The sequence below is a fragment of the Streptosporangium becharense genome (genome assembly GCF_014204985.1).
GTDB lineage: Bacteria > Actinomycetota > Actinomycetes > Streptosporangiales > Streptosporangiaceae > Streptosporangium > Streptosporangium becharense.
On sequence record NZ_JACHMP010000001.1, the window covers coordinates 2850634 to 2873483 of the forward strand.

Sequence of the window (22850 nt, forward strand, 5' to 3'; positions counted from 1 at the left end):
ACCAGTTCGGCGCGGCGCTGACGGCCCGGCCCCAGGTCGCGGGGCACGGACGCGCGTCCGTGCCCCGGCTCGCAGGGCACGGACGCGCACCCTGCGGACGGCCGGGGTCACCGGCCGCCGCGCTCGGAGAGCTCCTCGTCGGCCGCCTCGTCGAGCGCCCGGAACAGCTCGGCCCGGACGTCCTGGATGTGCGGGATGTCGCGCAGCGTCACCCGGCCCTGGTCGCCGGCCGACTCGATGACGAGCGTGCCGCAGCCGAGCATCCGCTCCAGCAGGGTCTGGTCGGCGCTGACCGTGGTGACCTTGCTCATCGGGATGTCGTCGACGGACTTGCCCAGCACTCCCGTGCTGATGGTGAACCGGTGCGAGGTGAGCACGTACGCGGTGTTCTTCCATCTCAGGTACGGCACGAAGGACCACACGGTGAGGAGCCCGACGGTGATCACGGCCACGGCGAGGAGCGCGTAGGAGGCGTACTCGAAGGCGGGCATGAAGAACATGGCGGCACCCGACGCCACGATGATCAGGATCATCGCGAGGAACGGGACGATGAGGCGCTTCCAGTGGGGGCGGAACGACCGGATGCGCCGTTCCCCCTCCGTCATCTGGTGATCGGGTAGACCCATGGGGCAAATCGTGGCATGCCCGCACGCCTGACGTCAGGAGGCGTGCGGACGCACGTGCACGACGTCGCCCACGCTGAGCGTGTGCTCCTTCCCATCGGAGGCGACGATCAGGTGACCCGCGTCGTCGATGCCGGTGGCCGTGCCGGTGAGCACCCGCTCGCCGGGCAGCTCCACCCTGATCTCGCGGCCGACCGTGGCGCTGGCCGCGAGGTAGGCGGCGCGCAGGCCGCAGGCGTCGGCGTCGCCGTCGGCCTCGGACCACTCGCGGTAGTGGGCCTCGATCTCCCGCAGCGCGGCCCGGATGATCGGGTCGCGGTCGACGCAGGCGGCCTCCTCGACGGCCAGCGAGGTGGCGGTCTCCACCGGAAGCTCCTCGGCGCGAACGCTCACGTTCAGCCCCACGCCCACGACGACCGCGCTGTCGACCCGCTCGGCGAGCACCCCTGCGAGCTTGCGCTCACCGATCAGCAGGTCGTTGGGCCACTTGAGGCGGACGTCCACCTCGGCGACCTTGCGCACGGCCGAGGCCACCGCCAGGCCGACCAGCAGCGGCAGCCAGCTCTGCCGGACCGGCGAGGGGTCGGGACGCAGCAGCACCGAGAACGTCAGTCCCGAGCGCGGTGGGACGCTCCAGACCCTGCCGAGCCTGCCGCGGCCGGCGAACTGGGACTCGGCGATGACGACGGCTCCCTGCCGTGCCCCGTCGCGTACGGCCTGTGCGAGGTCGGCGTTGGTCGATCCGGTCCGGTCGACGACCCTGATGCCGGACCAGAGGGAGCCGGGACGGACCAGCGCGCGGTTGAGCGCCGCCTCGGAGAGCGGCGGGCGGTCGAGATCGGTGAAGGGCGAGTCGAGCACTTAGCCATCTTGCCTCCACTAACGACCCGCTGTTACCGAATTACGGCAATGACCAGGGAGTACTGTTACGGAATACGGGGGAAACGGGCCTCCGCCTCGCCCCTGGGCAGGGCGGAGGCGGTCCGGACGGCGGCGACGACGGGAAGATGGCCACATGAGCAGACCTTCCGAGCCCCCCGGTCCGCGGCCCCCCGGGATCGGCGGGCACGGGCCGGACGGCCGCTCCGGGCCGACCACCCGGGCCCGGATCACCCAGGTCCGGGCCGGCACCGCGGTGGAGCGCCGCGATGACCTGGCCACCGAGGAGCCCCTGGAGATCCGGATCCAGGCGGGCGGGGCACGCCGCACGGTCGCGATCACCATGCGGACCCCCGGGCACGACTTCGAACTGGCCGCCGGGTTCCTGTACGGCGAGGGCGTCGTGTCCCCCGCCGACGTCGCGTCCATCGCCTACTGCACCGATGAGGACGTGCCGCCGCAGGCCCGCTACAACACGGTGACCGTGCGGCTGCGCGGCGGGCTGCCCGACCTGCCCGCGCTGGAGCGGCACTTCACGACCTCCAGCGCGTGCGGCGTCTGCGGCAGCGCGAGCCTGGACGCCCTGCGCGACCGGTGCCCGTCGCTCCCGCCGGGCGACGACGGCCTGCGCGTCTCCCCGGAGGTCCTGTACGCCCTGCCGGAGCGGCTGCGCAGGGCACAGAGCGTCTTCGGCAAGACCGGCGGGTTGCACGCCGCGGGCCTGTTCACCCCGCTGGGCGAGGCGGTGGCGGTCCGCGAGGACGTGGGGCGGCACAACGCGGTGGACAAGCTGGTCGGCTGGGCGCTGATGGGCGGCAGGCTGCCGCTGGGCGGGCACCTGCTCATGGTCAGCGGCCGGACCAGCTACGAGATCATGCAGAAGGCGCTGACCGCGGGCCTGCCGGTCGTCTGCGCGGTGTCGGCGCCCTCCTCCCTCGCCGTGGACCTGGCGAGGGAGTTCGGGATGACCCTGGTCGGGTTCCTGCGCGGGGAGCGCTTCAACCTCTACTCGGCCCCGGAGCGCGTCGGCGTCTGAGCGGCAGCCGCGCGGGCGGGCCGGCGGCCCGCCCGCGCGGGCCGGATCAGCCGGTGTTCTGCAGACCGGCGGCGACGCCGTTGACCGACAGCAGCAGCAGCGTGGACAGCCGCTCCCGGTCCTGATCGGACAACCCCTCGTCGGCGCGGAGCGTGGACAGCGCGCGCAGTTGCAGGTGGGAGAGCGCGTCCACGTACGGGTCGCGCAGCTGCACCGCACGCGACAGGACCCGGCGGTTCTCCAGCAGGCGGGTGTGGCCGGTGGTCTCCAGGACGAGACGGCGGGTCAGGTCGTACTCGGCGAGGACCTGCTCGACGAAGTCGTCCCGGGCGCCGAGCGCCAGGTACCGGGCGGCGATGTCCCGGTCGGTCTTGGCCAGCGACATCTCGACGTTGTCCAGCAGTGAGGCGAACAGCGGCCACTCCCGGTAGGCGGCGCGCAGCTCCTCCAGGCCCGACTCGGAGACCACCGCCTGCAGGCCGCTGCCCAGGCCGTACCAGCCGGGCAGGTTGACCCGCGTCTGGGCCCAGGCGAACACCCACGGGATGGCCCGCAGATCGTCCAGGGAGCGGGGTGCGCCGAGCCCGCGCCGGGCCGGGCGGGAGCCCAGGCGGAGTGAACCGATCTCCTCCAGCGGGCTGACCAGGGAGAACCACTCCGGGAAGCCGGGCGCCTCGGTCAGCTGCCGGTAGGCCTTCTCCGAGGCGGAGGCGACCCGCGCGGCCACCTCGCGGAAGCGTCCCGCCGCCTCGGCGGTGCGCGCCTCGATCGACGGCGTGGAGGCCAGCAGCACCGCCGAGGTGACCTGCTCCATGTGGCGGCGGGCGATGGCCTCATGGCCGTAGCGGGCGAAGATGACCTCGCCCTGCTCGGTGACCTTGAACCGGCCGCCGACCGACCCGGGCGCCTGGGCGAGGACGGCGCGGTTGGCCGGGCCGCCGCCCCGGCCGAGCGCCCCGCCCCGGCCGTGGAAGAGCGTCAGCGGCACGCCGTGCTCGGCCGACCAGGCGGCCAGCGCCTCCTGGGTCTCGTAGAGCTTCAGGGTCGCCGCGGCCGGGCCGAGCTCCTTGGCGGAGTCGGAGTAGCCGAGCATGACCTCCAGCCGCCGGTCGACGGCCAGCCGGGCCCGGACGGCCGGGATCTCCAACATGCCCGACAGCACGGTGGGGGCTCCGGCCAGGTCGGCACCCGACTCGAACAGCGGGACCACGTCCAGCCTCGGCGCCCGCTCGCCCAGCGCGTGCTCGGCCAGCGCGTACACCGCGGCGATGTCGTCGGCCGAGCGGGTGAAGGAGACGACGTAACGGGAGCAGGCCGTCGTGCCGAACCGTTCCTGGATCCAGGCGATGGTGCGGATCGTGGCCAGGACCTCCTCGGTCCGCTCCGAGGTGCGTCCCGCGGCGATCTCCTCCAGCGCGGCGGCGTGCACCTGCGAGTGCTGGCGGACCTCCAACTCGGCCAGGTGGAAACCGAACGTCTCCACCTGCCAGATCAGGTTCTGCAGTTCCCCGTACGCCTGCCGCCTGGCCCCGGCCGCCACCAGCGACTCCTGGGCGACGCGCAGGTCGACCAGGAGCTCCGCCGGCGAACGGTAGGCCAGGTCGAGCCCACGCTGCCGGGTGGCCGCGATCCGCGCGGCGACGAACATCAGCCACTGCCGGTGCGGTTCCCGCGGGGAGCGGGTGGCCATCTCCGACACCAGGTCGGGGTGGTCGTTCTCGGCGCTCGCCAGCGCGGCCCGCAGGTCGGCCGAGGCCGGGGTGTAGGCGGCGGTGAGGGTCAGGGAACGGCCGATCCTGAGCGTGGCGTTCTCCAGGGCGATCAGGACGTGCTCGGCCTGGATGAGCACGGCGTCCCGGGTCACCTTGGCGGTGACGTTGGGGTTGCCGTCGCGGTCGCCGCCGATCCAGCTGCCGTACCGGATGAACGCGCGCGCCCGCGGCTCCTCGGTGCCCCCGCCCCCGCCGAGCGCGGCGTCCAGGGCACGGTAGACCAGCGGCACCACCCGGAACAGGGTCTCGTCGAAGGCCGCCATGGCGGTGCGGACCTCGTCCAGCGGGTCGAGCTTGGTGGACCTGAGCTGGGCGGTGCGCCACAGCAGGTCGATCTCCTCCAGCAGCCGCCGCCGGGTCTCGGCCCGCTCGGCGGCACCCCGCTCGGGGCTGTTGTACGCCGACAGCTGGGTGCTGATCCGCTGGATCGCGGTGACCACCGCGCGGCGGCGGGCCTCGGTCGGGTGCGCGGTCAGCACCGGGTGCAGGCGCAGCCGCCCGACGAGGTCGGCGACCTTCTCCCCGCCGAGCTCCTGGACGGCCTGGGCCAGCGACTCCGGCAGCGGCTCCTCGCCGGTGTCGCGGACCCGGAGCGTGCGGATCCGGAAGTGCTCCTCGGCCAGGTTGGCGAGGTGGAAGTAACACGTGAAGGCGCGGGCGATCTGCACCGCGCGGTCGATCGGCCACTCGGCCACCATCGCGGTGATCTCGTCGACCGAGACCTTTCCGCGACGGGCTCCGATGACGGCCTTTCTCAGTCGTTCGACGTCGGCGAGCAGGTCGTCGCCGCCATGCTCGGCGATGACCTGCCCCAGGAGCTCGCCGAGCAGCCGCACGTCCGCGCGCAGCTCGTCGGGCATCTCGGTGACGGCGGAGGAGCGCTCTACCTGATGGGACACGGTGGCGGACATGTTCGTCAGCGTACCCAGTCGGTTTTCTCCGGCGCCGACCGGTCTCACCCATTGGACTAGACCATTCACGCGGCCTTGGAGACGGCCTCCAGCAGCTCCGGGTACCGGCCGGAGACGACCTTCGCGGCGACCCGCCGGCCGCCCCAGGAGACCAGCAGCCCGTACGGCACCGCCAGCACGCTGACCCAGGTCAGGCCCAGCCCCACCGGCACCATGACCGGGAGGGCGAGCAGGCCGGTGCCGATCATCGCGCCGAACGACGCCGCGAAGGCGACACCGCCCTGGCCCGGTGCCGCGCCGGTGAAGGCGTTGAGCCGCTCGGGCACGGTGTAGGGCATGGACACACTGGTCAGCGAGCCCACGCCGAGCCCCACCCCCAGGACGCCCCAGGCGAGGAGCACCACCGGGATCGCCCACAGGAGGTTCCCGGCCAGGAAGGCCACGACCGCCGCGAGCACGGCCAGCAGCGGGACCGCGATCGTCGCCACCGCCAGGTGCCGCCCGGCCAGGTCGGTCCGCCAGGCCCGGTCGGTCGCGTAGGTCGTGGCGTTCATCCACAGGGAGCGGCCGTCGATGCCGAACGCGTTGCACGACTGCAGGCCGATCATCACCGCCCCGAGGCAGGCGGGGCCGACGGCCAGCGCGATCCCGGCGTGGCCGTCGGCGTCGCGGCTCAGCGAGAAGGCCATGATCCCGGTGACCGCGATGGCGGCGAACCAGCCGACCCGGCCCCGGGGGTCGCGGCGGGCGTACTTGAGCTCCTTGACCGCGACCGCGGCGAGCGGACCGTCGGGCAGGACCCTGGCCAGCAGGCTCCTGGTGGTGCGCACCGAGGCGCCCTCGGTGGAGGCGTCCGTCGTGACCAGGGCCCGGCGCAGCGCGGCGATCCACAGCCACCCGGCGGCCACGGCGAGGACGGCGAGCAGGGCCAGCTCGGCGACCGCCAGGAAACCGGCGTCGGAGATCGCGTGCGCGGCCATGCCCGACGGGGTCCAGCGCAGCACCGAGGCGAGGCCGCGCAGCATCGCCTGCGGGTCGGCGGACAGACCGCCGTTGAGCAGCAGGTTGGGCAGCTGGGCCGCCAGGATGAAGAAGATCACCGAGACGGCGAGCACGTCGCGGCCCCTGCGGGTGCGCAGGACGCCCGACAGGGAGGTGGTGATCAGCCGGGAGACCACGATGCAGAGCGCGAACAGCAGCAGCACCGCGATCACCCCCAGGAGTGCCCCGCCCACCCCGCCGGCCAGGCCGACGACGGCCCCGATCATGACGATCAGCGTGGCGACCGGCCAGACGCCGGTGGCCGAGGCGGCGAACATGCCGGCCGCGAGCTGGCCGGTGCGCAGTGGGAACAGCGCCAGCCGGGACGGGTCGAGCGTGTCGTCCAGGCCGAACGCCAGCAGCGGCACGACCGCCCAGCCGACCAGGATGAAGGTGAACAGCACGGTCACCGTGTCCGCGGCGACGTCCGGGCCGGCCATCCGGAGCATGGCCATCGACAGGAACCCGAACCCCGCGACGACGACCGCCAGGACCAGCGTGAGAGTGAACCCGAGCATGCGCTGGGTGCTGCCCCGCAGGTTGCCCGCGACCAGCCGCATCTTGAGCCGGACGAAGACCCCCGGCCCCACGCGCGCGGCGCCGTCGGGCCCCACGCGTGCGGCGCCGCCGGCCCGCCGTCCACCCGCGGCCGCCCTCATGTGTGCAGCACCGTCCGTGCCGTCCGTGCCGTCCGTGCCGTCCGTGCCGGCGGCCCCCGCGGTCGCCGGGTCCGTCGTGCCCATGTCGTCCCTGCGGGGGTCTTCCGCGCTCACGCCGAGGTCGCGCCCAGCCACGACAGCCCCTCCTCTCCACTGCCGCCGCCGTCACCGCGGGCACCGACCAGGCCGAGGAACGCCTCGTTGAGGCTGCGGCCGGCGCGGATCTCGTCCAGCGGCCCCTGGGCGACGATCCGGCCGCGGTTCATCACCGAGACCCAGTCGCACAGGCGCTCGACGAGCTCCATGACGTGGCTGGAGAAGACGACCGTCGCGCCGGAGGCGGTGTAGCGCCGGAGGACCTCGACCAGCGTGTTGGCGCTGACCGGGTCGACGCCCTCGAACGGCTCGTCCAGGAAGAGCACCGCGGGGTTGTGCAGCAGCGCGGCGGCCAGCCCTATCTTCTTGCGCATGCCGGTGGAGTAGTCGACGACGAGCTTGTCGGCCGAGTCGGTCAGGTCCATGACCCTCAGCAGTTCCTCGGCCCGCTGCTCCACCTCGGCCGCCGGGATGCCGCGGAGCTGGCCGTTGTAGGACAGCAGCTCCCGGCCGGACAGGCGCTCGAACAGCCGCAGCCCCTCGGGGAGCACGCCGATGCGGCTCTTGACCGCCACCTGGTCGCGCCAGGCGTCGGCGCCGTCGACGAGGACCTGGCCCTCGTCGGGGCGGAGCAGGCCGGTGACCATGCTCAGCGTGGTGGTCTTCCCGGCTCCGTTGGGACCGACCAGCCCGGCGAAGCTGCCGCGCGGCACGACCAGGTCGACGCCTCCCACGGCCACCTGCTGCCCGAATCTCTTGACCAGTCCTCGTGTGCGTACCGCCTCGATCACGTCCATCACGGTCCTCTACCCTTCCAAATCCGCTCCCGCCGCGACAGGCCGGCTCCGCACCGGCAACGAACGGCGACCCCCGATAGTTCGTCTGTCAGGGAACGGTTACCCTGCTGGGATGAGCGAGCCCCGTAGAGCCGCCGAGGCGGCATCCGTCGAGCCCGACATCCACACGACGGCAGGGAAGCTGGCCGACCTGGAGCGGCGTCTGGACGAGGCCGCCCACGCCGGTTCGGCGCGTGCCGTGGAGAAGCAGCACGCCAAGGGCAAGATGACCGCCAGGGAGCGGGTGCTGGAGTTCCTCGACGAGGGCAGCTTCGTGGAGTTCGACGAGCTGGCCAGGCACCGGTCCGCCAACTTCGGCCTGGATCGCGAGCGGCCGTACGGCGACGGGGTCGTGACCGGGTACGGCACGGTCGACGGGCGCCCGGTGGCGGTGTTCGCCCAGGACTTCACGGTGTTCGGCGGGTCGCTCGGCGAGGTCTTCGGCGAGAAGATCGTCAAGGTCATGGACCACTCACTGAAGACCGGCTGCCCGGTGATCGGCATCAACGACTCCGGAGGTGCCCGCATCCAGGAGGGTGTGGTCTCCCTGGGCCTGTACGCCGAGATCTTCAAGCGGAACGTGCACGCCTCGGGGGTGATCCCGCAGATCTCCCTGATCATGGGGCCCTGCGCGGGCGGCGCGGTCTACTCCCCCGCGCTCACCGACTTCGTGCTCATGGTGTCGGAGAAGTCGCACATGTTCATCACCGGCCCCGATGTGATCAAGACGGTCACCGGCGAGGAGGTGACGTTCGAGGAGCTCGGCGGCGCCCACACGCACAGCTCCCGCTCCGGCGTCGCCCACTACGAGGCCGCCGACGAGGCCGACTGCCTGGAGTTCGCCCGAGCGCTGCTGTCCTACCTGCCGTCCAACAACATGGACGAGCCCCCGGTCTTCGACGCCGACCCGGTCATGTCGGCCACCGACGAGGACCGCGAGCTCGACACGCTGATCCCCGACTCGGCGAACCAGCCGTACGACATGCGCACGGTCGTCGAGCACGTCCTGGACGACGGTGAGTTCCTGGAACTGCACGCGCAGTTCGCCCCCAACATCGTCGTGGGCTTCGGGCGGGTCGAGGGGCGGTCCGTGGGGATCGTGGCCAACCAGCCGATGAGTTTCGCCGGCACGCTCGACATCGCGGCGTCGGAGAAAGCCGCGCGATTCGTACGCACCTGCGACGCCTTCAACATTCCGGTGCTCACTTTCGTCGACGTCCCGGGATTCCTCCCCGGCACCGACCAGGAATGGAACGGGATCATCCGGCGGGGCGCCAAGTTGCTCTACGCCTACGCCGAGGCGACCGTCCCCCTGGTCACGGTCATCACCCGCAAGGCGTACGGTGGGGCCTACGACGTCATGGGTTCCAAGCACCTGGGCGCCGACATCAACCTGGCCTGGCCGACGGCGCAGATCGCGGTGATGGGCGCGCAGGGCGCCGTCAACATCCTCCACCGGCGGGAGCTGGCCTCGGCCGCCGACCCGGACGCCGAACGGGCCAGGTTGATCACGGAGTACGAGGACACGCTCGCCAACCCGTATCTCGCGGCCGAACGCGGGTATGTGGACGCGGTGATCCGTCCGCGCGACACCCGTGTCCAGATCGTCAGGGCCCTGCGGGCCCTGCGCAACAAGCGTGCCACCCTGCCCCCGAAGAAGCATGGGAACATCCCGCTGTGAGACACCTGAAGATCATCAAGGGGGACGCGACGCCGGAGGAGATCGCCGCAGTGGTGATCGCCCTCTCGGCGCACGCCGCCCGGATTGCCGCCATAAAAGCCCCACAGAAGGCCGAATACTGGCGCAATCCTTCGCATCACATGCGAAAACCTCTCGCAACTGGGCAAGGGGCTTGGCGGGCGAGCGCGTTGCCGAGATAGATCCCAAGAACGGGGTGTCAAGTTGCGCGAGAGTTGGGACCATCTAAGAAATGGGCGCATATAGTCAGCCGATCAGCTAGTTCAGAGGCCTGGAGGACGCCATGACCATCCCGGACCTCATGTCCCATCCCATCGGTACGAAGTACGCCGTGCTCGTCGACGTCGGCTATCTCTACGCCGCCGCCGGCGAGGTGCTCCTCGGGGCGAAGGAGCGCAAGGAGTACCGCGTCGCGGCCGACGAGCTCATCCAGGCGCTGCAGAAACGCGCCGAGGCGCGCATCCACGGCGAGCTGCTGCGCATCTACTGGTACGACGCGGCCCGCGACCGGGTGCCGACCGTGGACCAGCGGGTCATCGCCCAGCTCCCCTGGGTCAAGGTCCGCCTGGGCAACCTGAACGCGCGCGGCCAGCAGAAGGGCGTGGACGCGCAGATCCGGAGCGACCTGGAGGCGCTGGCCAGGCACCACGCGGTGAGCGACACCATCCTGCTCGCCGGCGACGAGGACATGGTCCCGGCCGTGGAGGCCGCCCAGGCGTACGGGGTTCGCATCCACCTGTGGGGCGTCGAGCCGCCGTACGGCACCAACCAGGCCGAGCGCCTCGTCTGGGAGGCCGACACCGTCGAGATCATCAGTGCCGACTTCCTGCGCGCGTTCTTCAGCCGCGCTCCCGCCCCCGTCCCGGTGCCGGCCCCGCCCATCACCCCCTCTCCCGCGCAGGTCTTCGCCGGCCGCACCCCCGCCAAGCCCAAGCTGCCCACCGGCCCGGTCACCAAGCTGGGCCCCAGCCGCCCGCGCGTGGAGGAGGTCGGCGAGCACGTGGCCCAGAAGTGGATCCTCACCCGGGGCCGCGACAACATCCGCGACCTGCTCCCCGGCCCGATCCTGCCCACGGTCATCGACACCGAGCTGCTCATCGAGGCGGAGAAGGAGCTGGGCCACTCGCTGCGTCCCTACCCCGAGGCCCGCGTCTGGCTGCGCGACGGGTTCTGGGCCCGCGTCTACCGAGAGTTCGAGATCGGCGTCGGCATCTCCTCCAAGTGACGCCGCCCTCCCCCGGCGTCCCCGCCTCCCTCCTCCCGGCGGCCTCCCTCCTCCCGGCGTCCCCGCCCCTCCCGGCGGCCTCCTTCCTCCGGCACCGGTGAAACCCCCGCCCGGTGCCCCGCCACGCCCCCTGACCGGGGCCCCATGCCCGGAGCACCGCGACGGTCATGTCCGATTCCCGCCAGCACCACCCGCTGCGCTGCGGATAGCGTCGTTGGTGTGTCCGTGAAAGAGCTCGACTTCACCTCCTGCTACCGCGCGGTGGTCGCGCGGGACGCCCGCTTCGACGGGCGGTTCTATACGGCCGTCACCTCCACCCGGATCTACTGCCGGCCGATCTGCCCGGCACGCACCCCCTCCTCGCGCAACGTGCGCTTCTACCGCCACGCGGCCTCCGCCGAGGCCGCCGGGTTCCGGCCGTGCCGGCGGTGCCGCCCGGAGCTGAGCCCCGGAGACCCGGGCTGGGACCACCGGGGCGACCTCGTCGGCCGGGCACTGCGGCTGATCGACGAGGGCGTGGCGGACGACGACGGCGTGACGGGCCTGGCCGGGCGGCTGCACATCACCGGCCGGCACCTGCACCGGCTGTTCACCACGGAGATCGGCGCGGGGCCGCTGGCCGTGGCCAGGACCAAACGCCTGCTGCTGGCCAAGCAACTGCTGACCGAGACCAGACTGCCGATCACCGACGTGGCGTTCGCGGCCGGTTTCGGGAGCGTGCGGCAGTTCAACGCGGTGATGAAGGAGACGTACGGCTTCCCCCCGGGTGAGCTGCGCGACGCCACCGGCCGCGGAGCCGCCGGCGACGCGCTGACTCTGCGGCTGCACCGGCGCGAGCCGTACGACGCCGGGACGCTCATCCGCTTCCTTCGCGCACGGGCGATTCCCGGCCTGGAGCACGTCGACGGGACGTCCTACCGACGGGCCGTCCCCGGGGGAACGGTGACCCTCACCCCGCGGCCGGACCACGTCCGGCTGGACGTGGACATCGACGACACCCGCCGGTTGGCCTGGATCGTCGCCCGCTGCCGCCGCCTGTTCGACCTGGACGCCGACCCGGAGGCCATCTCGGCCGCCCTGGGCGAGACCTCGCTGGCGCCGCTCGTCGCCGCCCGTCCCGGGCTTCGCGTCCCCGGTGCCTGGGACGGGTTCGAGGTGGCGGTCCGCGCGGTGGTCGGCCAGCAGATCTCCGTCGCGGGTGCCCGTACGATCCTCGGCCGCGTCGCGGCGCGCGCCGGACGCCCCATCGGGGGCGAGGAGCCGGCCCACCTGTTCCCGACCGCCGCGGAGCTCGCCGAGGCCGACCTCGGCGGGCTGGGGTTGACCGGACGGCGGGTGGCCACGCTCAAGGCGCTCGCGGCGAAGGTGGCGGGCGGCGAGATCGACCTGGACGGAGCGCAGGAACCGGCCGAGGTCGTGGCCCGGCTGATGGAGATCCCCGGCATCGGGCCGTGGACCGGCAGCTACGTGGCGCTGCGGGCGCTGCGCGACCCGGACGCCTGGCCCGCCGGCGACCTCGGACTGCGGCGGGCCATGGCCTGCCTGGGCATTCCCGACAACCACATCGAGCGGTGGCGCCCCTGGCGCGCCTACGCCGCACTGCACCTCTGGAGTTCCGAATGATCGAGACACAGGTTCTGCCCACCCCGGCCGGGCCGCTGGCCCTGCTCGCCCGCGGGGGCGTCGTCGTCGCGGCGGGCTTCACCGCCGACCCGGGGCTGATGTTCGCGCGGCTCTCACCCGGACTCCGGGCCGAGGGGATGACCGAAGTGGACGACCTGGGCAAGCCGGCCCAGGCCGTACGCGACTATCTGGACGGCGACCTGCTCGCCCTGGACGCCGTCGCGGTGGAGCAGCCGGGCACGCCCACCCGCCTGCGGCTGCTCGCCGCCCTGCGCGCGGTGCCGCCGGGCACGACGATCCGCTACGCCGAGCTGGCCGAGCGGGCGGGCCTGCCCAGGACCGCGGCGCGGGCCGCGGGGAGCGCGTGCGCGCAGAACCTGATCGCGCCGTTCGTCCCCTGCCACCGCATCCTGCCAGCCGCCGGCGGGCTGGGCGGCTACTACTACGGGACCCCGGTCAAGCAGTGGCTGCTCGCCCACGAGAAGGCGTCCGGCTGAGCCTCCGGGAAGCGCGCACGGCTGCGGGCCGTGAGACGGGCTGTGGGGCCGGGGCGGGCGGTGGTGACGGGCTTGCGGGCGTCCTTTCGGATTCGCGGGCGCCCCGGATTCACCGGCGCCCCGCGTGATCAGCCGGCGGCCGGCCGCCTGACGGTGCTCTGCACCTCGCCCACGGGCACGTCGCGGGTGGCCCCCACCTCGACCGGGTCGTAGTCGAACGGCACCTCGCCGCCCTCGGCGTCGACGTCGACCGTCCAGACGGAGGTGACCGTCAGCTCGTAGACGTCACGCGGCTGGTCGATCGAGGCGCGCAGGTAGCGGACACCGCAGGTGAACGCACCCCCCTTGGTGTACGGCCTGCCGGCGGGCCCGCAGTCTTCCTTGACCTCGGCCCGGTCGGCGGTGGTGCCCGGGTCGATCCGCACCTCGCTCAGGGTGGCGGTCACCGTGGCGCTCATGACACCGGGAAGGGTCGCGGTCACCGACCGGGTGGTCTCCCCGACACCGCTCAACCAGACCCAGGTCGGCAGGTTGACGTAGCTCTTGGCGTCCGGGTTGAGCTCGATCTCCGGCTCCGGCACGGTCAGCGCGGCGCGGGCGATCTCGGCCAGCTCCGCGACGGTGATCCCGGCCGGCGGAGTCGTACCGGGCGGCACCCACACGAAGGGTTCCAGCCCCATCCAGCAGGCCAGGCCACCGGGATCGGCCGAGTTGTACGCCGGCGACCACCAGCGTCCCTCCTGGCCGACCCTGTCCCTGAACTGCTTGAGGAACTCCTGGTACTTCTCCTCCGTGGGGTTGTCGGTGTACCGGAACCACCAGTCGCGCACCGACTCCTGCGACTGCAGCATGTCGGCCGCGTTGTTACCGGGTTCGTACCAGCACGGGCGTTTGATCCGGTAGCCGTCGCTCCTGGCGCCGAGCCCCGTCCCGGTGATTACGATCTTGGAGTTCGCCAGCTGGACCCCCACCCTGCGTCCGTCCTGGAAACCGTCGCCCTGGGGGGACGGCGGACCGGGATCGAGCAGCAGCAGACCCGCGACGATCACGTTCATGATCATCGAATGCACCCCTTCGCTCGTTCGCTGGGAAGCACGGCGTGGCGGAGCGCCTTGATCTTCCAGACCCCGCCGTCGTAGCGCCGCATGCCCGCCGCCTGGAGGAAGGGCTCGCCCTTGTCCCCCCAGGTGATCTCCCTGCCGGTCGCCGAGTCCAGCAGGCTCAGCCGGGCCTGGTCCACGCACATGTCCAGCTGCGCGCCGGCCCCCACGACGGCGCTGACGTTCAACGCGTACAGCCGCATCGTGCCGCGCAGGGACCGGCCCTCGTCGAGGAACTCCTGAACCCACGAGTAGGCGTGGCGGCTGGCCTCCCCCTCCACCAGACGGCGGTAAGCGGTGTCGTCGCCCCCGCTCGCGACGGCTCTGAGCGTGCCGGCGAAGTAGTCGCGGAATGCTCCGATCATCGCGGCCGTGTCGGCGTCGGGTGCGGCGGGCCACTCGACGACCAGCCGGAGGCCGGGCGCGACCCGGACCGTCTCCGTCCGGGGCCCGCCGCCGGGACGGGACGCGTCGTCCCCGGCCCCGGGCGTTCCCCCCGGCGACGCCTGCCCGGCGGACGTCTCGGCGGGCAGATCGGCGGGGGTGAACGGACGGGCGGGCGGCGAGGCGCAGCCCGGCAGTACGACCAGGACGACCAGGAGGAAGGCCAGGGCCGGCGCGGTCGCGGCACGCATACCGAGCACGCTAGAAGCGCGCCATCCGACGGACCACCGGTATGCACGATTCGGCATGACGCGCCGCTCCTCTCCCCGGCCGTCCAGCGCCGGCCGCCCGTTCACCGTCATCGATCGCCCGGACATGGCCGTCATGCCGACGGGACCGAGCGCATCCGCCACGAGGGCAGCAGCTCGTCGATCAGGGCCTCCGTCTCCGGCGCCATCCCGCCGCCGTAGGGATGGGAGGTGGCCCGGCGGTGCAGCGCGTCGGCCACGGCGCTGAGCCGGGCCGGGTCACCGGTCAGGTGCGCGGCCCGCAGCAGGTCGCGCCAGAGCCCCTCGTCGTCGGCGGCCAGCAGCAGCCCCGCCCGCGCCGCGGCCATCGCCCGGTCGGCCTCACCGGAGGCCAGCCGCAGCTCGCAGAGCCGGTGCGCGGCGTCCGCGACGGCCGCGGCCACGTCGTACTCCAGGTCGTCGGCGGCCAGCCAGGTGTAACGGCCGCGCGGGCGGTCACTGAGCAACGGGCCGCGCACCAGGGCGAGAGCGGCGTCCAGGAGTGCCGCGCGTCCCCCGGGATCGGCGTGCGCGCGGCGGACGTGGTCGCGGAAGACCGCCCAGTCGCTGCGCACCTCCGGGCCGAGACGGAGCCGGCCGGAGGAGTCGGCGTAGAGGTTGGGCCGCCCCTGGCTGTCGACGCCCAGCCAGGTGACGACCCTGGCGATCGTGGCGTCCCTGACCGCCGCCTGCACGCCCCGTGGCCACAGGATGCCGCCGAGGACCACGGGATGGACACCGCCGGGATGCGTCGCCAGGTAGACGACGAGCTCGACGGCGAGCACGGCCCGCCCCTCCTCCATGGGCGGCGGGCCGGCGACCTCGACCGGGCCGAGCACGCGGACCTCGACCGAGGGCGGCCCCGGCGGAAGCGGCGCCGGTTCGCCGGGCAGTTCCTCACCCTCGAACCGCTCGGTCGCCCGGAAGAGGTCGACCAGTGCCCGGTAGTGCCGGGGAGGCAGCAGTTGCGCGTTCACCTCGACGCCGAGCGCGTCGATCGCGGCCCGGCCGTCTTCGGAGATCGTCCAGTTCCAGGTGGCGTGCGGGACCTCGCCCGCGATGACGTACCCGGCCGCCGTCCGGACGCCCTTCCTGGCCAGCAACGCCAGGCGGCGTCCCTCCTCCGGGGTGGGGGCGACGGCCGACAGCAGGTAGTGCGGGGTCCAGACCGGGTCGGCGGCGCGGCCGTGGATCCGCCCGGTGAGCACCTCACCGCCGGGCCCGCGACCGGCCGGCGCCGCCGCCTCCAGCTCGGGCAGGATCTCGGCCAGGGTGCCCGCACACCTGATCCGGTCGGGGGCGATCGCGGTCAGCTCCTCGCCGAAGCCGACCAGGGTCACGCGCATCCGGTCCGACCAGCGGTTGGTGGCCAGCTCCACGGCGAGCGCGGCGAGCGCGGCGGTGGACTGCGGCCCGGTGAGGCTGATCGGCCCGTGGGCGGCCTCCAGGTCGACCAGCACCCGGCCCTCGTCACTGGAACCGAGCGAGACCAGGCCCGGGTACGGCGCCGGTGCGTCGGCCAGCGCCCGGTCGTCGAGCATCCGGCCCTCGTGCGCCGGGAGCCGCCACACCTGGCCGCCGTCGTGGGCGGCCCACGGCGCCGGAGCCTCCTGCTGGGGCGGGTGGATCCACAGGTCGAGGCTCTGCGACGACAGGTGGGCGGCGTAGATCGTGGGCGGGACGCGGTTCGCCCGCGCCAGGGAGCGGCCGAGCAACCGGAGCCCGACGTCGAGCATCCGGCTGCCGGGCGCGTCGGCGCCGAGCCGCAGCGCGAGCTCGGCCTGGGCCGCGTCGTCCCTCGGCCGGGTGATCCGGCGGCCGAACGCCCGGCGCCAGAGCTGCTGCCTGCGCCTGCGTCCGAGCGCCGCCAGCAGGCCCGCCGCCGCCAGGGAGGCCCCGGCCAGGTAGTCGAGCACCGCCGGGCCGGTATCCTGCTCCGCGCCGGCTCCCCGCTCCGGGCCGGGCAGGGCGGTCCCGGGATCACCGGCGCGCACCCCCGGGCCCGCGGCGCCGGATCCGGGCCGCTCCGCGGGGCGGAGGTCACGCCCTTCCACCACGCCGGGGCCGTGCCGCTCCGCGGGACGGGGGCCGGCCGTCGTGGCCGGGTCGCGCTGCTCGGCACGCCCCGCGTCGGGAAGGGTGTACGGGTCACGTTCGGCGGTGGTCCCGTCCCGCCCGCCCGCCCGGTCACCGGGCAGGACGGACGTGTCGTGCGGGGCGGTCCCGGGCTCCGCGGGCGCGTCCGCACGGCCCGGGGTGAAGGTCTGGGTGCGGCCGTCGAGCTCGGCGGGCGCGGCTCGGTGATCCTTGAGGGTGTCGTCGCGCGACTGGGGTGCGGGGACGATGTGCACGTTGCGCGCGTCGTCCGGCATGTCGAGCACCCAGCCGGGCCTGATCAGGTCGGCCATGCGCAGGCGACTGCCGTCGGGCTGCTCCTTGTGCTGGTTGAGCCGGTAGATCTCCGGATACCGCCGGCCGTCGCCGAGACACTTCTCCGCGATCTCCCACAGGCTCTCGTGGTGGCGGCCGTGCGGTGGCTGCACCACGTAGACCTTCTTGGCCTTCTGCGCCGGTGCCAGCGCCGGCCGCTCCTCGACGACCGGTACGGGTGACGCGAGCTGCCCGGCGGCGGTGACGGCGGGCCGGGCGGGCGCCGGACCGGCCAGCCCGGTGACGGGAAGTGCCACCGCCGACACGGTGAACAGCAGCAGGGCCGCGGAGACCAGCCGGTTGGCGAACATCTGCGTGCCGCCGGAGAGCGGCACCCGCGCCGGCATGCCCACCCGGCGCAGTCCGCCGTAGACCTCGACGACCACGCAGACCGCGAACTGGAACCACGCGATCCAGACCAGCAGCACAAGGATCGCGACGACCGTGCTCGTGCCCACCTGGCTGGTCAGCAGGTCGAGGTCGAGGAGTTCGGGCGAGAGCGGGGGGCCTGCCAGCCGGAACAGGGCGTAGGGCACCCCGGCGACGAGCGCCACCAGGGCGATCAGCGCGCAGATCCCGGCGAGCAGGTCGCCCGGGGTGCGCCTGGGCCTGATGCGCACAGGTTGTCGCGTGGGCATTCGTCTCCCTCCCCGTCCAGGTTCGTCGTCGGTCATCCGGCGGGCCGGCGGTTCACAGCGTTCGATCCGCCCCGGCTCCGGAAGCCGCCTCCCCGCCGGACCCGGGACCCGCCGCGGGCCCGGCGGCCCCGGTCCCGGCCCCGGATTCGGTCCCGGATTCGGCGCCCGGCCCGGTCGCGGCGCTCGCTCCCGCTCCGGGCCCCGCTCCCGCTCCGGCGTCGGTCGCGGCCCCCGCTCCCGCTCCGGCGTCGGGCCCGGCGGCTCCGGCGTCCTCCCCCGCGTCGGGCCCGGCGACGGCCGTGGCCTCCGTCTCCGCACCCGGGAAACCGAAGGCCGCGAGGAAGAACGCCTCCCAGGTGACGGAGACGCTCACGGAGACCTCGGCCCCACCGCCGCCGAGTGCGCACCCGGCCAGCCGGACATCCGCCGAGCCGTGTGCGGAGACGATCTCCTCGGCCTTCGCGCAGACCTCGCTCTCCCCGAGCAGCCGGGCCTGACCTGTCGCCCGCAGGTGCTCGACGTCGATCTGGTCGGCGGCGGCCCTGGCCGCCTGTTCCGCCACGTCGGCGGCCCGCAGCCGGGCGTTGATGGCGGCCCCGCCGTCCACCAGGAGCCCGGCCAGCAGGAAGACCACCACCGAGAAGATCACCGTGAAGATCGACATCGATCCCCGGTCGCCGGGCGGTTCCGTGCGGTTCATTCGACCCTCCGGAACTGCTCCAACGGGACCACCGAGTCGCCCCGGACCTCCTTCGCCACGCCGAAGCCCAGGAACTCCAGGTCGAGGGAGCAGGTCACCTCGGCCCGGACCCGGCCGCCCTCCTGCCAGGACGAGCCGTCCAGATCGACCTCGGGCTCGCACTCGCCCGACAGCGCGGCCCGCGCGGCCTCGTCGGCCGCGGCCTCCGCGTCGGAGAGTGTGCGCTCCACCGAGGCGGCCCTGGCCGCGTCCCTGGCCGCGCCGTTGACCTCGCCCTGGGCCTCCACCACCCGGCCCGCGCCTACCAGGAAGAGCAGGAACAGCAGGAAGACCGGCGCCAGGAGCACCGTCTCGGCGCTCAGCGACCCGCGCTCGGCACCCGTCGCCGGACGTACGCCGCGTGGACGGGGCCGGGAGGTCACTGCGCGCACCCTTCGCTTCCGTCGTCGGGACGGAAGCACTCGACCGGACCGCCGAAGCGGGCGGTGACGCCGAACGTGTTCGAGGGCAGCAGCGGGACGACCTGGACGGCCGTGGCCGTGATCTCCACACCACGCCGGTCACCCTCCTCCCACGCGGTCACCCGGGCGCCGTCGAGAATCCGCGGGCCGACGGCCCGTAGGATCTCCCGGGCCCGCGACTCGGCGTCCTGCCGCCACGACTCGGTGTCGACCCGGGCGAGCCGGGCCCCCTCCCTGGCCGCGGCGTCGGCCACCTGGCGCCCGTGGAACCACAGGGCCGTCTGGACGGTCAGCATGACGGCGGCCAGCACGATCGGCATGATGATCGCCAGCTCGACCGCGGTGGCCCCCCTCTCGGAACGCCGGTCGCCGTCCCGTTTCCGGCCGCGCTCCGGGCTCCGCCGGTGCCGCGGATCCGAGTCGCGGGCCGGATCCCGGTCGCGGGCCTGCTCCGGGTCGCGGGCCTGCTCCGGCTCCCGGCCGTGAGCCCGTTCCGGGCGCCGGGCACGCTCCGCGTCCCGGTCACGGTTCGAAGCCGCCACCGTCACCCCCGCCCCCACCGCCGCCGAACTGGTTGGAGATCTCCGACTGCTTGCCCTCGACGAGGTTTCTGATGAGGGTGGCGAGGCCGAGCGCCACCCCGGCGATGATGGCCGTGATGATCACCCACTCCACGGCCGAGGCCCCCCGGGTGGGGGCGTTGCGCGCTCTGTCGATCCGCACGCGCAGAAGGGTGATCGCGTAGACGACCCACGGATGGCTCAGCATGGTCAGGACCCCAACATCTTCATAGCGGCCGGGAAACTCAGGAAGATCACAAATCCCGCGCAGAGCAGGAGCTGGGCGACGAGCATCGACTGGGACCGTTCGCCGGCCTGCCCCTCGACCTCGGCCAGCTCGCGTCGCCGCATGGTGGCCGCGCGGGCGGTCAGCGAGGAGCGGACCTTGGCGCCGTCGTCGGCGACCAGGCCGAGCGCGGCGGACAGGTCGCGCAGCTCGTCGACGTTGATCTCGTCACCGAGCTGCCCCAGCGCCTGCCAGGGGGTGATGCCGACGATCCTCGCGTTGCCGAGGGCCTCACGGATGCGGGACATGGCCCAGTTGGCCCCCTCGCCGTCGGAGCCGCCCACCGAGACCGCCATCATCAGCGCCTCGGGCACGCCGCGCCCGCCCGCCAGGTTCATCGCGACCAGGTCGAGGAAGGACCCGACCACGTGCCGGAAGTCACGGCGCATCCGGGCGGCGTCCCGTTTGACCTGCACGTCGGGCAGGAAGAAGAAGACTCCGGCGACGGCGAGCGCCACCCACAGCGGAACGGTGAGCGACAGCCCCCACCCCATCACCACCAGCCAGCCGACCAGCAGCGGGAAGGCCAGCAACCCCGAGACGGCCAGCAGCGCCTTGGTCGCCAGGAAACCCTCGAAGGACTTGCCCAGCAGCGCGAGGTCGGCTTTGGCGGAGCGGACCTCCCAGCCGCGGGCCGCATAGAAGCGGGCCATCCGCTCGCCCAGACTCCGGCGGAGCGCGCTGACCTCCTCGTCGGGCATGACGAGTCGCGCGCGGGGAACGTCGGCCCCCTCCCGGGCGGCGTCGAGCGCCAGCAGGCGCGTCACCAGACCGGGGCGGGCCGGGAAGAGCGCCCGCAACAGCAGGAACAGGCCCAGACCGAGCACCGCCCCCGCGAGCAGCGGCTCATTCATCGCGTGCCTCACCTCCGAAGCCGGCGGAACCCGCCGAACCCATCAGACCCGCCGCACCCGCCGAACCCACCGGACCCGCTGGGGACAGGCCCAGCAGACGGGCGGGCTTGTCGAAACGGGCCAGGCGGCGCATCCAGGCGAACCCGGCGCCGAACAACCCGGCGACCACCACGAGTACGGCCTGGCCGAGGGCGTCGTCGTACTCGGCGACGTAGGAGGGGTTGAACACGACCAGGGAGACGGCGAAGGCGACGGCGGTGCCGACCACGATCTGCACGCTGCGGCGGGTGGCGCGGCGCTCGGCCTCGACCCGACGGCGCATGTCGAGCTCCTCGCGCGCCGACACGGCCAGCGCGCCGAGCACGTCACGCAGGCCCGGGCCGCGCAGCCTGGAGTTGAGGATCAGCGCGGCCACGACCAGGTCGGCCGACGGGTCGTCGAGCTCGTCGGCGAAGCGCCGGAGCGCGTCCGGCAGCGCCATCCGGGTGTGCAGGCGGTCGACCAGGGACCGCAGGTGCGGACGGAGCGTGGGGGCCGCGGCCCGGATCGACGCCGGGATCGCCTGCTCCAGGCCCGACGCCCCGGCGATGGTGTCGCGGAGCGACTCGGTCCAGGCGGCCAGGCCCTCCAGCCGCCGCATCGCCGCGCGTTCCTCGGCCGCGCCGCCGGCCAGGCCCCGCCAGCCGAGGGCGAGGAGCACGGCGCCCACCGCCATGACGGGCCAGCCGGTCACCACGAGCACCCCCACCCCTGCGATGGCCCCCACCGCGGACCGGGTGGACAGGGCACGGAGCAGTTCACGCCTGCCCGCTCTCCTCCTCGGGGCGGAGGGGCGGGGACGCACCCCGTACACGGCGACGAAGAGCAGGAACAGCCCGGCGCCGATCGCCGCGCCCGCCAGCAGCACCAGGGGGTCGAACAGGCCCGGGGGGATGGAGGTCATGCCCAGCCGCCGGGGTTGTAGCCGTGACGGGCGAGCTCCGCCAGGCAGGACAGCGGGGCGTGCGGCACGAGTCTGCCGTCGGGCGTGGTGGCGAACACCTCCGAGGAGAGCACCCGGCCGTCGACCCCGGCCACCTCCCGCACGCTCGACACGAAGCGGCGGAGCGTGCCGCCCACCGCGTAGTCGTTGCGTTTCTCCAGGAAGACCACGAAGTCGATCGCGCCCGCGATGAGCATGTGCGTGGCCTCGATCGGCAGGCGCTCGTCGGCCTGGAGCGCGTAGGTGGCGATGCGGTTGAAGACCTCCATCGAGGAGTTGGCGTGGATCGTGGACAGCGAACCGTCGTTGCCCTGGGTCATCGCGTTCAGCATGGTGACGATCTCGTCGCCGAGGACCTCTCCGACGATCACGCGGGACGGGTTCATCCGCAGGGAGCGGCGGACCAGCTCCGCCATGGAGATCTCCCCCTGTCCCTCGGAGTTGGGCAGCCGCTGCTCGAAGGCCACCACGTTGGGATGCAGCTCGGGGAACTGGTCGAGCCCGAGCTCCAGGGCACGCTCGACGGTGATGAGCCGCTCGGACGGCGGGATCTCGTTGGCCAGGGCCCGCAGCAGCGTGGTCTTTCCCGCGTTGGTGGACCCGGCGATCATGATGTTCTTCCTGGCCGCCACCGCGGCCGACAGGAAACGCCCCAGTTCCGGGGTGAGGGTGCCGTTTCCGACGAGGTCGCTGAGGAACACCTTGCCCAGCCGGGAACGGCGGATCGACGCCGCCGGACGGATCGTGACGTCCATCACCGCCGACAGCCGGGAGCCGTCGGGAAGGCGCAGGTCGAGCTGAGGGTTGGCGGTGTCGAACGGCCTGCTGGACAGGCCGCTGTAGGCGGCGAGGATCTGGATCAGCTCGACCAGCTCCTCGTCGGAGTCGGCGACCGGCTCGCCCATGACCTCCCGGCCGTCGGCGTAGCCGACGAAGACGCGGTCGCAGCCGTTGATGTCGATGTTCTCGACCTCGGGGTCGTCGAGGAGCGGCTGCAGCCGGCCCACGCCGAACAGGGCCGCGTGGATCCCGGCGGCGAGGGCCTCCTCCTCCTCGGCGGTGGGAGGGGTCCGGCCGACACCGATCTCCCCGCGGGCGAATTCCTCCAGCACCTGGGCGATCAGCGCGCGGGCGAACTGCCGCTCGTCCTCGCCGGTCATCGGAGGCAGGCCGCCTGCCTGGTCCAGCCGCCGCTGATGGGCGAGCCGGTCGCCCACCTCCTGCCGGAAACGCTTCACCAGCGTGTGGTCGACGGTCATCGCCTCGCCCCG

At 73.3% G+C, this 22850-nt stretch carries 21 protein-coding genes; 6 read left to right on the forward strand and 15 right to left on the reverse strand.

Annotation, left to right across the window (positions count from 1 at the left end):
* Positions 1–107 precede the first annotated feature (107 nt).
* Both F4562_RS12150 and F4562_RS12155 read right to left on the reverse strand, forming a co-directional pair.
* Positions 108–626, reverse strand: a complete 519-nt coding sequence (locus tag F4562_RS12150) for a PH domain-containing protein (protein ID WP_184538607.1) — start codon at positions 624–626, stop codon at positions 108–110.
* A gap of 33 nt (positions 627–659) precedes the next feature.
* Positions 660–1484, reverse strand: a complete 825-nt coding sequence (locus tag F4562_RS12155; RefSeq protein ID WP_184538605.1) for a biotin--[acetyl-CoA-carboxylase] ligase — start codon at positions 1482–1484, stop codon at positions 660–662.
* Positions 1485–1638: 154 nt separating this feature from the next.
* On the opposite strand from F4562_RS12155, the gene fdhD reads away from it, so the two are divergent.
* Positions 1639–2538, forward strand: coding sequence for a formate dehydrogenase accessory sulfurtransferase FdhD (gene fdhD / locus F4562_RS12160; protein ID WP_184538603.1), 900 nt, complete (start codon positions 1639–1641; stop codon positions 2536–2538).
* A gap of 46 nt (positions 2539–2584) precedes the next feature.
* Here the strand turns inward: fdhD and F4562_RS12165 are convergent, their stop codons facing one another.
* From F4562_RS12165 to F4562_RS12175, 3 genes are all read right to left on the reverse strand, one after another.
* Entirely contained in the window at positions 2585–5221 is a 2637-nt protein-coding gene (locus F4562_RS12165; protein ID WP_184538601.1) for a phosphoenolpyruvate carboxylase, read from the reverse strand.
* A gap of 65 nt (positions 5222–5286) precedes the next feature.
* Positions 5287–7056, reverse strand: coding sequence for a hypothetical protein (locus F4562_RS12170; RefSeq protein ID WP_311733835.1), 1770 nt, complete (start codon positions 7054–7056; stop codon positions 5287–5289).
* Complete coding sequence (locus F4562_RS12175) at positions 7032–7814, reverse strand: ABC transporter ATP-binding protein (RefSeq protein ID WP_184538599.1); 783 nt, start codon at positions 7812–7814, stop codon at positions 7032–7034. Before F4562_RS12175 ends, F4562_RS12170 begins: the two co-directional genes overlap by 25 nt.
* A gap of 112 nt (positions 7815–7926) precedes the next feature.
* Between F4562_RS12175 and F4562_RS12180 the strand changes: the two genes are divergently transcribed.
* From F4562_RS12180 to F4562_RS12200, 5 genes are all read left to right on the forward strand, one after another.
* On the forward strand, positions 7927–9534 hold the full coding sequence (locus tag F4562_RS12180) for an acyl-CoA carboxylase subunit beta (RefSeq protein ID WP_184538597.1): 1608 nt from the start codon (positions 7927–7929) through the stop codon (positions 9532–9534).
* The gene (locus tag F4562_RS12185) at positions 9531–9734 is read left to right on the forward strand and encodes an acyl-CoA carboxylase subunit epsilon (protein WP_184538595.1); all 204 of its coding nucleotides are present in this window, start codon (positions 9531–9533) and stop codon (positions 9732–9734) included. Before F4562_RS12180 ends, F4562_RS12185 begins: the two co-directional genes overlap by 4 nt.
* Before the next feature lie 101 nt (positions 9735–9835).
* Positions 9836–10777, forward strand: coding sequence for an NYN domain-containing protein (locus tag F4562_RS12190; protein ID WP_184538593.1), 942 nt, complete (start codon positions 9836–9838; stop codon positions 10775–10777).
* Between the two features lie 219 nt (positions 10778–10996).
* Positions 10997–12400, forward strand: a complete 1404-nt coding sequence (locus F4562_RS12195; RefSeq protein ID WP_311733834.1) for an AlkA N-terminal domain-containing protein — start codon at positions 10997–10999, stop codon at positions 12398–12400.
* Positions 12397–12897 (forward strand): methylated-DNA--[protein]-cysteine S-methyltransferase, encoded by a 501-nt coding sequence (locus tag F4562_RS12200; RefSeq protein ID WP_184538589.1) that lies wholly within the window; start codon positions 12397–12399, stop codon positions 12895–12897. Before F4562_RS12195 ends, F4562_RS12200 begins: the two co-directional genes overlap by 4 nt.
* A 128-nt stretch (positions 12898–13025) precedes the next feature.
* Here F4562_RS12200 and F4562_RS12205 read toward each other — a convergent pair whose 3' ends face one another.
* The 10 genes from F4562_RS12205 to F4562_RS12250 all read right to left on the reverse strand — a co-directional run bounded on the left by F4562_RS12205 (position 13026) and on the right by F4562_RS12250 (position 22838).
* Positions 13026–13958 (reverse strand): hypothetical protein, encoded by a 933-nt coding sequence (locus F4562_RS12205; protein WP_221206142.1) that lies wholly within the window; start codon positions 13956–13958, stop codon positions 13026–13028.
* The gene (locus F4562_RS12210; protein ID WP_184538585.1) at positions 13955–14632 is read right to left on the reverse strand and encodes a hypothetical protein; all 678 of its coding nucleotides are present in this window, start codon (positions 14630–14632) and stop codon (positions 13955–13957) included. Before F4562_RS12210 ends, F4562_RS12205 begins: the two co-directional genes overlap by 4 nt.
* Positions 14633–14763: 131 nt before the next feature.
* Entirely contained in the window at positions 14764–17736 is a 2973-nt protein-coding gene (locus tag F4562_RS12215) for a BTAD domain-containing putative transcriptional regulator (protein WP_184538583.1), read from the reverse strand.
* Positions 17737–17788: 52 nt separating this feature from the next.
* Positions 17789–18436: a pilus assembly protein TadG-related protein gene (locus tag F4562_RS34850; RefSeq protein ID WP_246473412.1), complete on the reverse strand. Its 648-nt coding sequence runs from the start codon at positions 18434–18436 to the stop codon at positions 17789–17791.
* Positions 18433–18867, reverse strand: a complete 435-nt coding sequence (locus F4562_RS12225) for a TadE/TadG family type IV pilus assembly protein (protein WP_184538581.1) — start codon at positions 18865–18867, stop codon at positions 18433–18435. The genes F4562_RS34850 and F4562_RS12225 overlap by 4 nt, the downstream gene beginning before the upstream one ends.
* Positions 18855–19439, reverse strand: a complete 585-nt coding sequence (locus F4562_RS12230) for a TadE/TadG family type IV pilus assembly protein (protein ID WP_311733833.1) — start codon at positions 19437–19439, stop codon at positions 18855–18857. The genes F4562_RS12225 and F4562_RS12230 overlap by 13 nt, the downstream gene beginning before the upstream one ends.
* Positions 19420–19665 (reverse strand): Flp family type IVb pilin, encoded by a 246-nt coding sequence (locus tag F4562_RS12235; RefSeq protein ID WP_184538580.1) that lies wholly within the window; start codon positions 19663–19665, stop codon positions 19420–19422. Before F4562_RS12235 ends, F4562_RS12230 begins: the two co-directional genes overlap by 20 nt.
* Before the next feature lie 2 nt (positions 19666–19667).
* Complete coding sequence (locus tag F4562_RS12240) at positions 19668–20597, reverse strand: type II secretion system F family protein (protein ID WP_184538578.1); 930 nt, start codon at positions 20595–20597, stop codon at positions 19668–19670.
* Positions 20590–21540: a type II secretion system F family protein gene (locus tag F4562_RS12245; RefSeq protein ID WP_184538576.1), complete on the reverse strand. Its 951-nt coding sequence runs from the start codon at positions 21538–21540 to the stop codon at positions 20590–20592. The genes F4562_RS12240 and F4562_RS12245 overlap by 8 nt, the downstream gene beginning before the upstream one ends.
* A complete protein-coding gene (locus F4562_RS12250) occupies positions 21537–22838 on the reverse strand; it encodes a TadA family conjugal transfer-associated ATPase (RefSeq protein WP_184538568.1) in 1302 nt (433 codons plus the stop codon). Before F4562_RS12250 ends, F4562_RS12245 begins: the two co-directional genes overlap by 4 nt.
* Positions 22839–22850: the final 12 nt, after the last annotated feature.

Excerpts from the sequence above, each read along its gene's own strand:
- F4562_RS12150 (WP_184538607.1), bottom strand. The coding sequence starts at position 626 with ATGGGTCTACCCGATCACCAGATGACGGAGGGGGAACGGCGCATCCGG.
- fdhD (WP_184538603.1), top strand. The coding sequence starts at position 1,639 with ATGAGCAGACCTTCCGAGCCCCCCGGTCCGCGGCCCCCCGGGATCGGC.
- F4562_RS12165 (WP_184538601.1), bottom strand. The coding sequence starts at position 5,221 with ATGTCCGCCACCGTGTCCCATCAGGTAGAGCGCTCCTCCGCCGTCACC.
- F4562_RS12175 (WP_184538599.1), bottom strand. The coding sequence starts at position 7,814 with ATGGACGTGATCGAGGCGGTACGCACACGAGGACTGGTCAAGAGATTC.
- F4562_RS12180 (WP_184538597.1), top strand. The coding sequence starts at position 7,927 with ATGAGCGAGCCCCGTAGAGCCGCCGAGGCGGCATCCGTCGAGCCCGAC.
- F4562_RS12190 (WP_184538593.1), top strand. The coding sequence starts at position 9,836 with ATGACCATCCCGGACCTCATGTCCCATCCCATCGGTACGAAGTACGCC.
- F4562_RS12200 (WP_184538589.1), top strand. The coding sequence starts at position 12,397 with ATGATCGAGACACAGGTTCTGCCCACCCCGGCCGGGCCGCTGGCCCTG.
- F4562_RS12205 (WP_221206142.1), bottom strand. The coding sequence starts at position 13,958 with ATGATCATGAACGTGATCGTCGCGGGTCTGCTGCTGCTCGATCCCGGT.
- F4562_RS12210 (WP_184538585.1), bottom strand. The coding sequence starts at position 14,632 with ATGCGTGCCGCGACCGCGCCGGCCCTGGCCTTCCTCCTGGTCGTCCTG.
- F4562_RS12215 (WP_184538583.1), bottom strand. The coding sequence starts at position 17,736 with ATGCCCACGCGACAACCTGTGCGCATCAGGCCCAGGCGCACCCCGGGC.
- F4562_RS34850 (WP_246473412.1), bottom strand. The coding sequence starts at position 18,436 with ATGAACCGCACGGAACCGCCCGGCGACCGGGGATCGATGTCGATCTTC.
- F4562_RS12235 (WP_184538580.1), bottom strand. The coding sequence starts at position 19,665 with ATGCTGAGCCATCCGTGGGTCGTCTACGCGATCACCCTTCTGCGCGTG.
- F4562_RS12240 (WP_184538578.1), bottom strand. The coding sequence starts at position 20,597 with ATGAATGAGCCGCTGCTCGCGGGGGCGGTGCTCGGTCTGGGCCTGTTC.
- F4562_RS12245 (WP_184538576.1), bottom strand. The coding sequence starts at position 21,540 with ATGACCTCCATCCCCCCGGGCCTGTTCGACCCCCTGGTGCTGCTGGCG.
- F4562_RS12250 (WP_184538568.1), bottom strand. The coding sequence starts at position 22,838 with ATGACCGTCGACCACACGCTGGTGAAGCGTTTCCGGCAGGAGGTGGGC.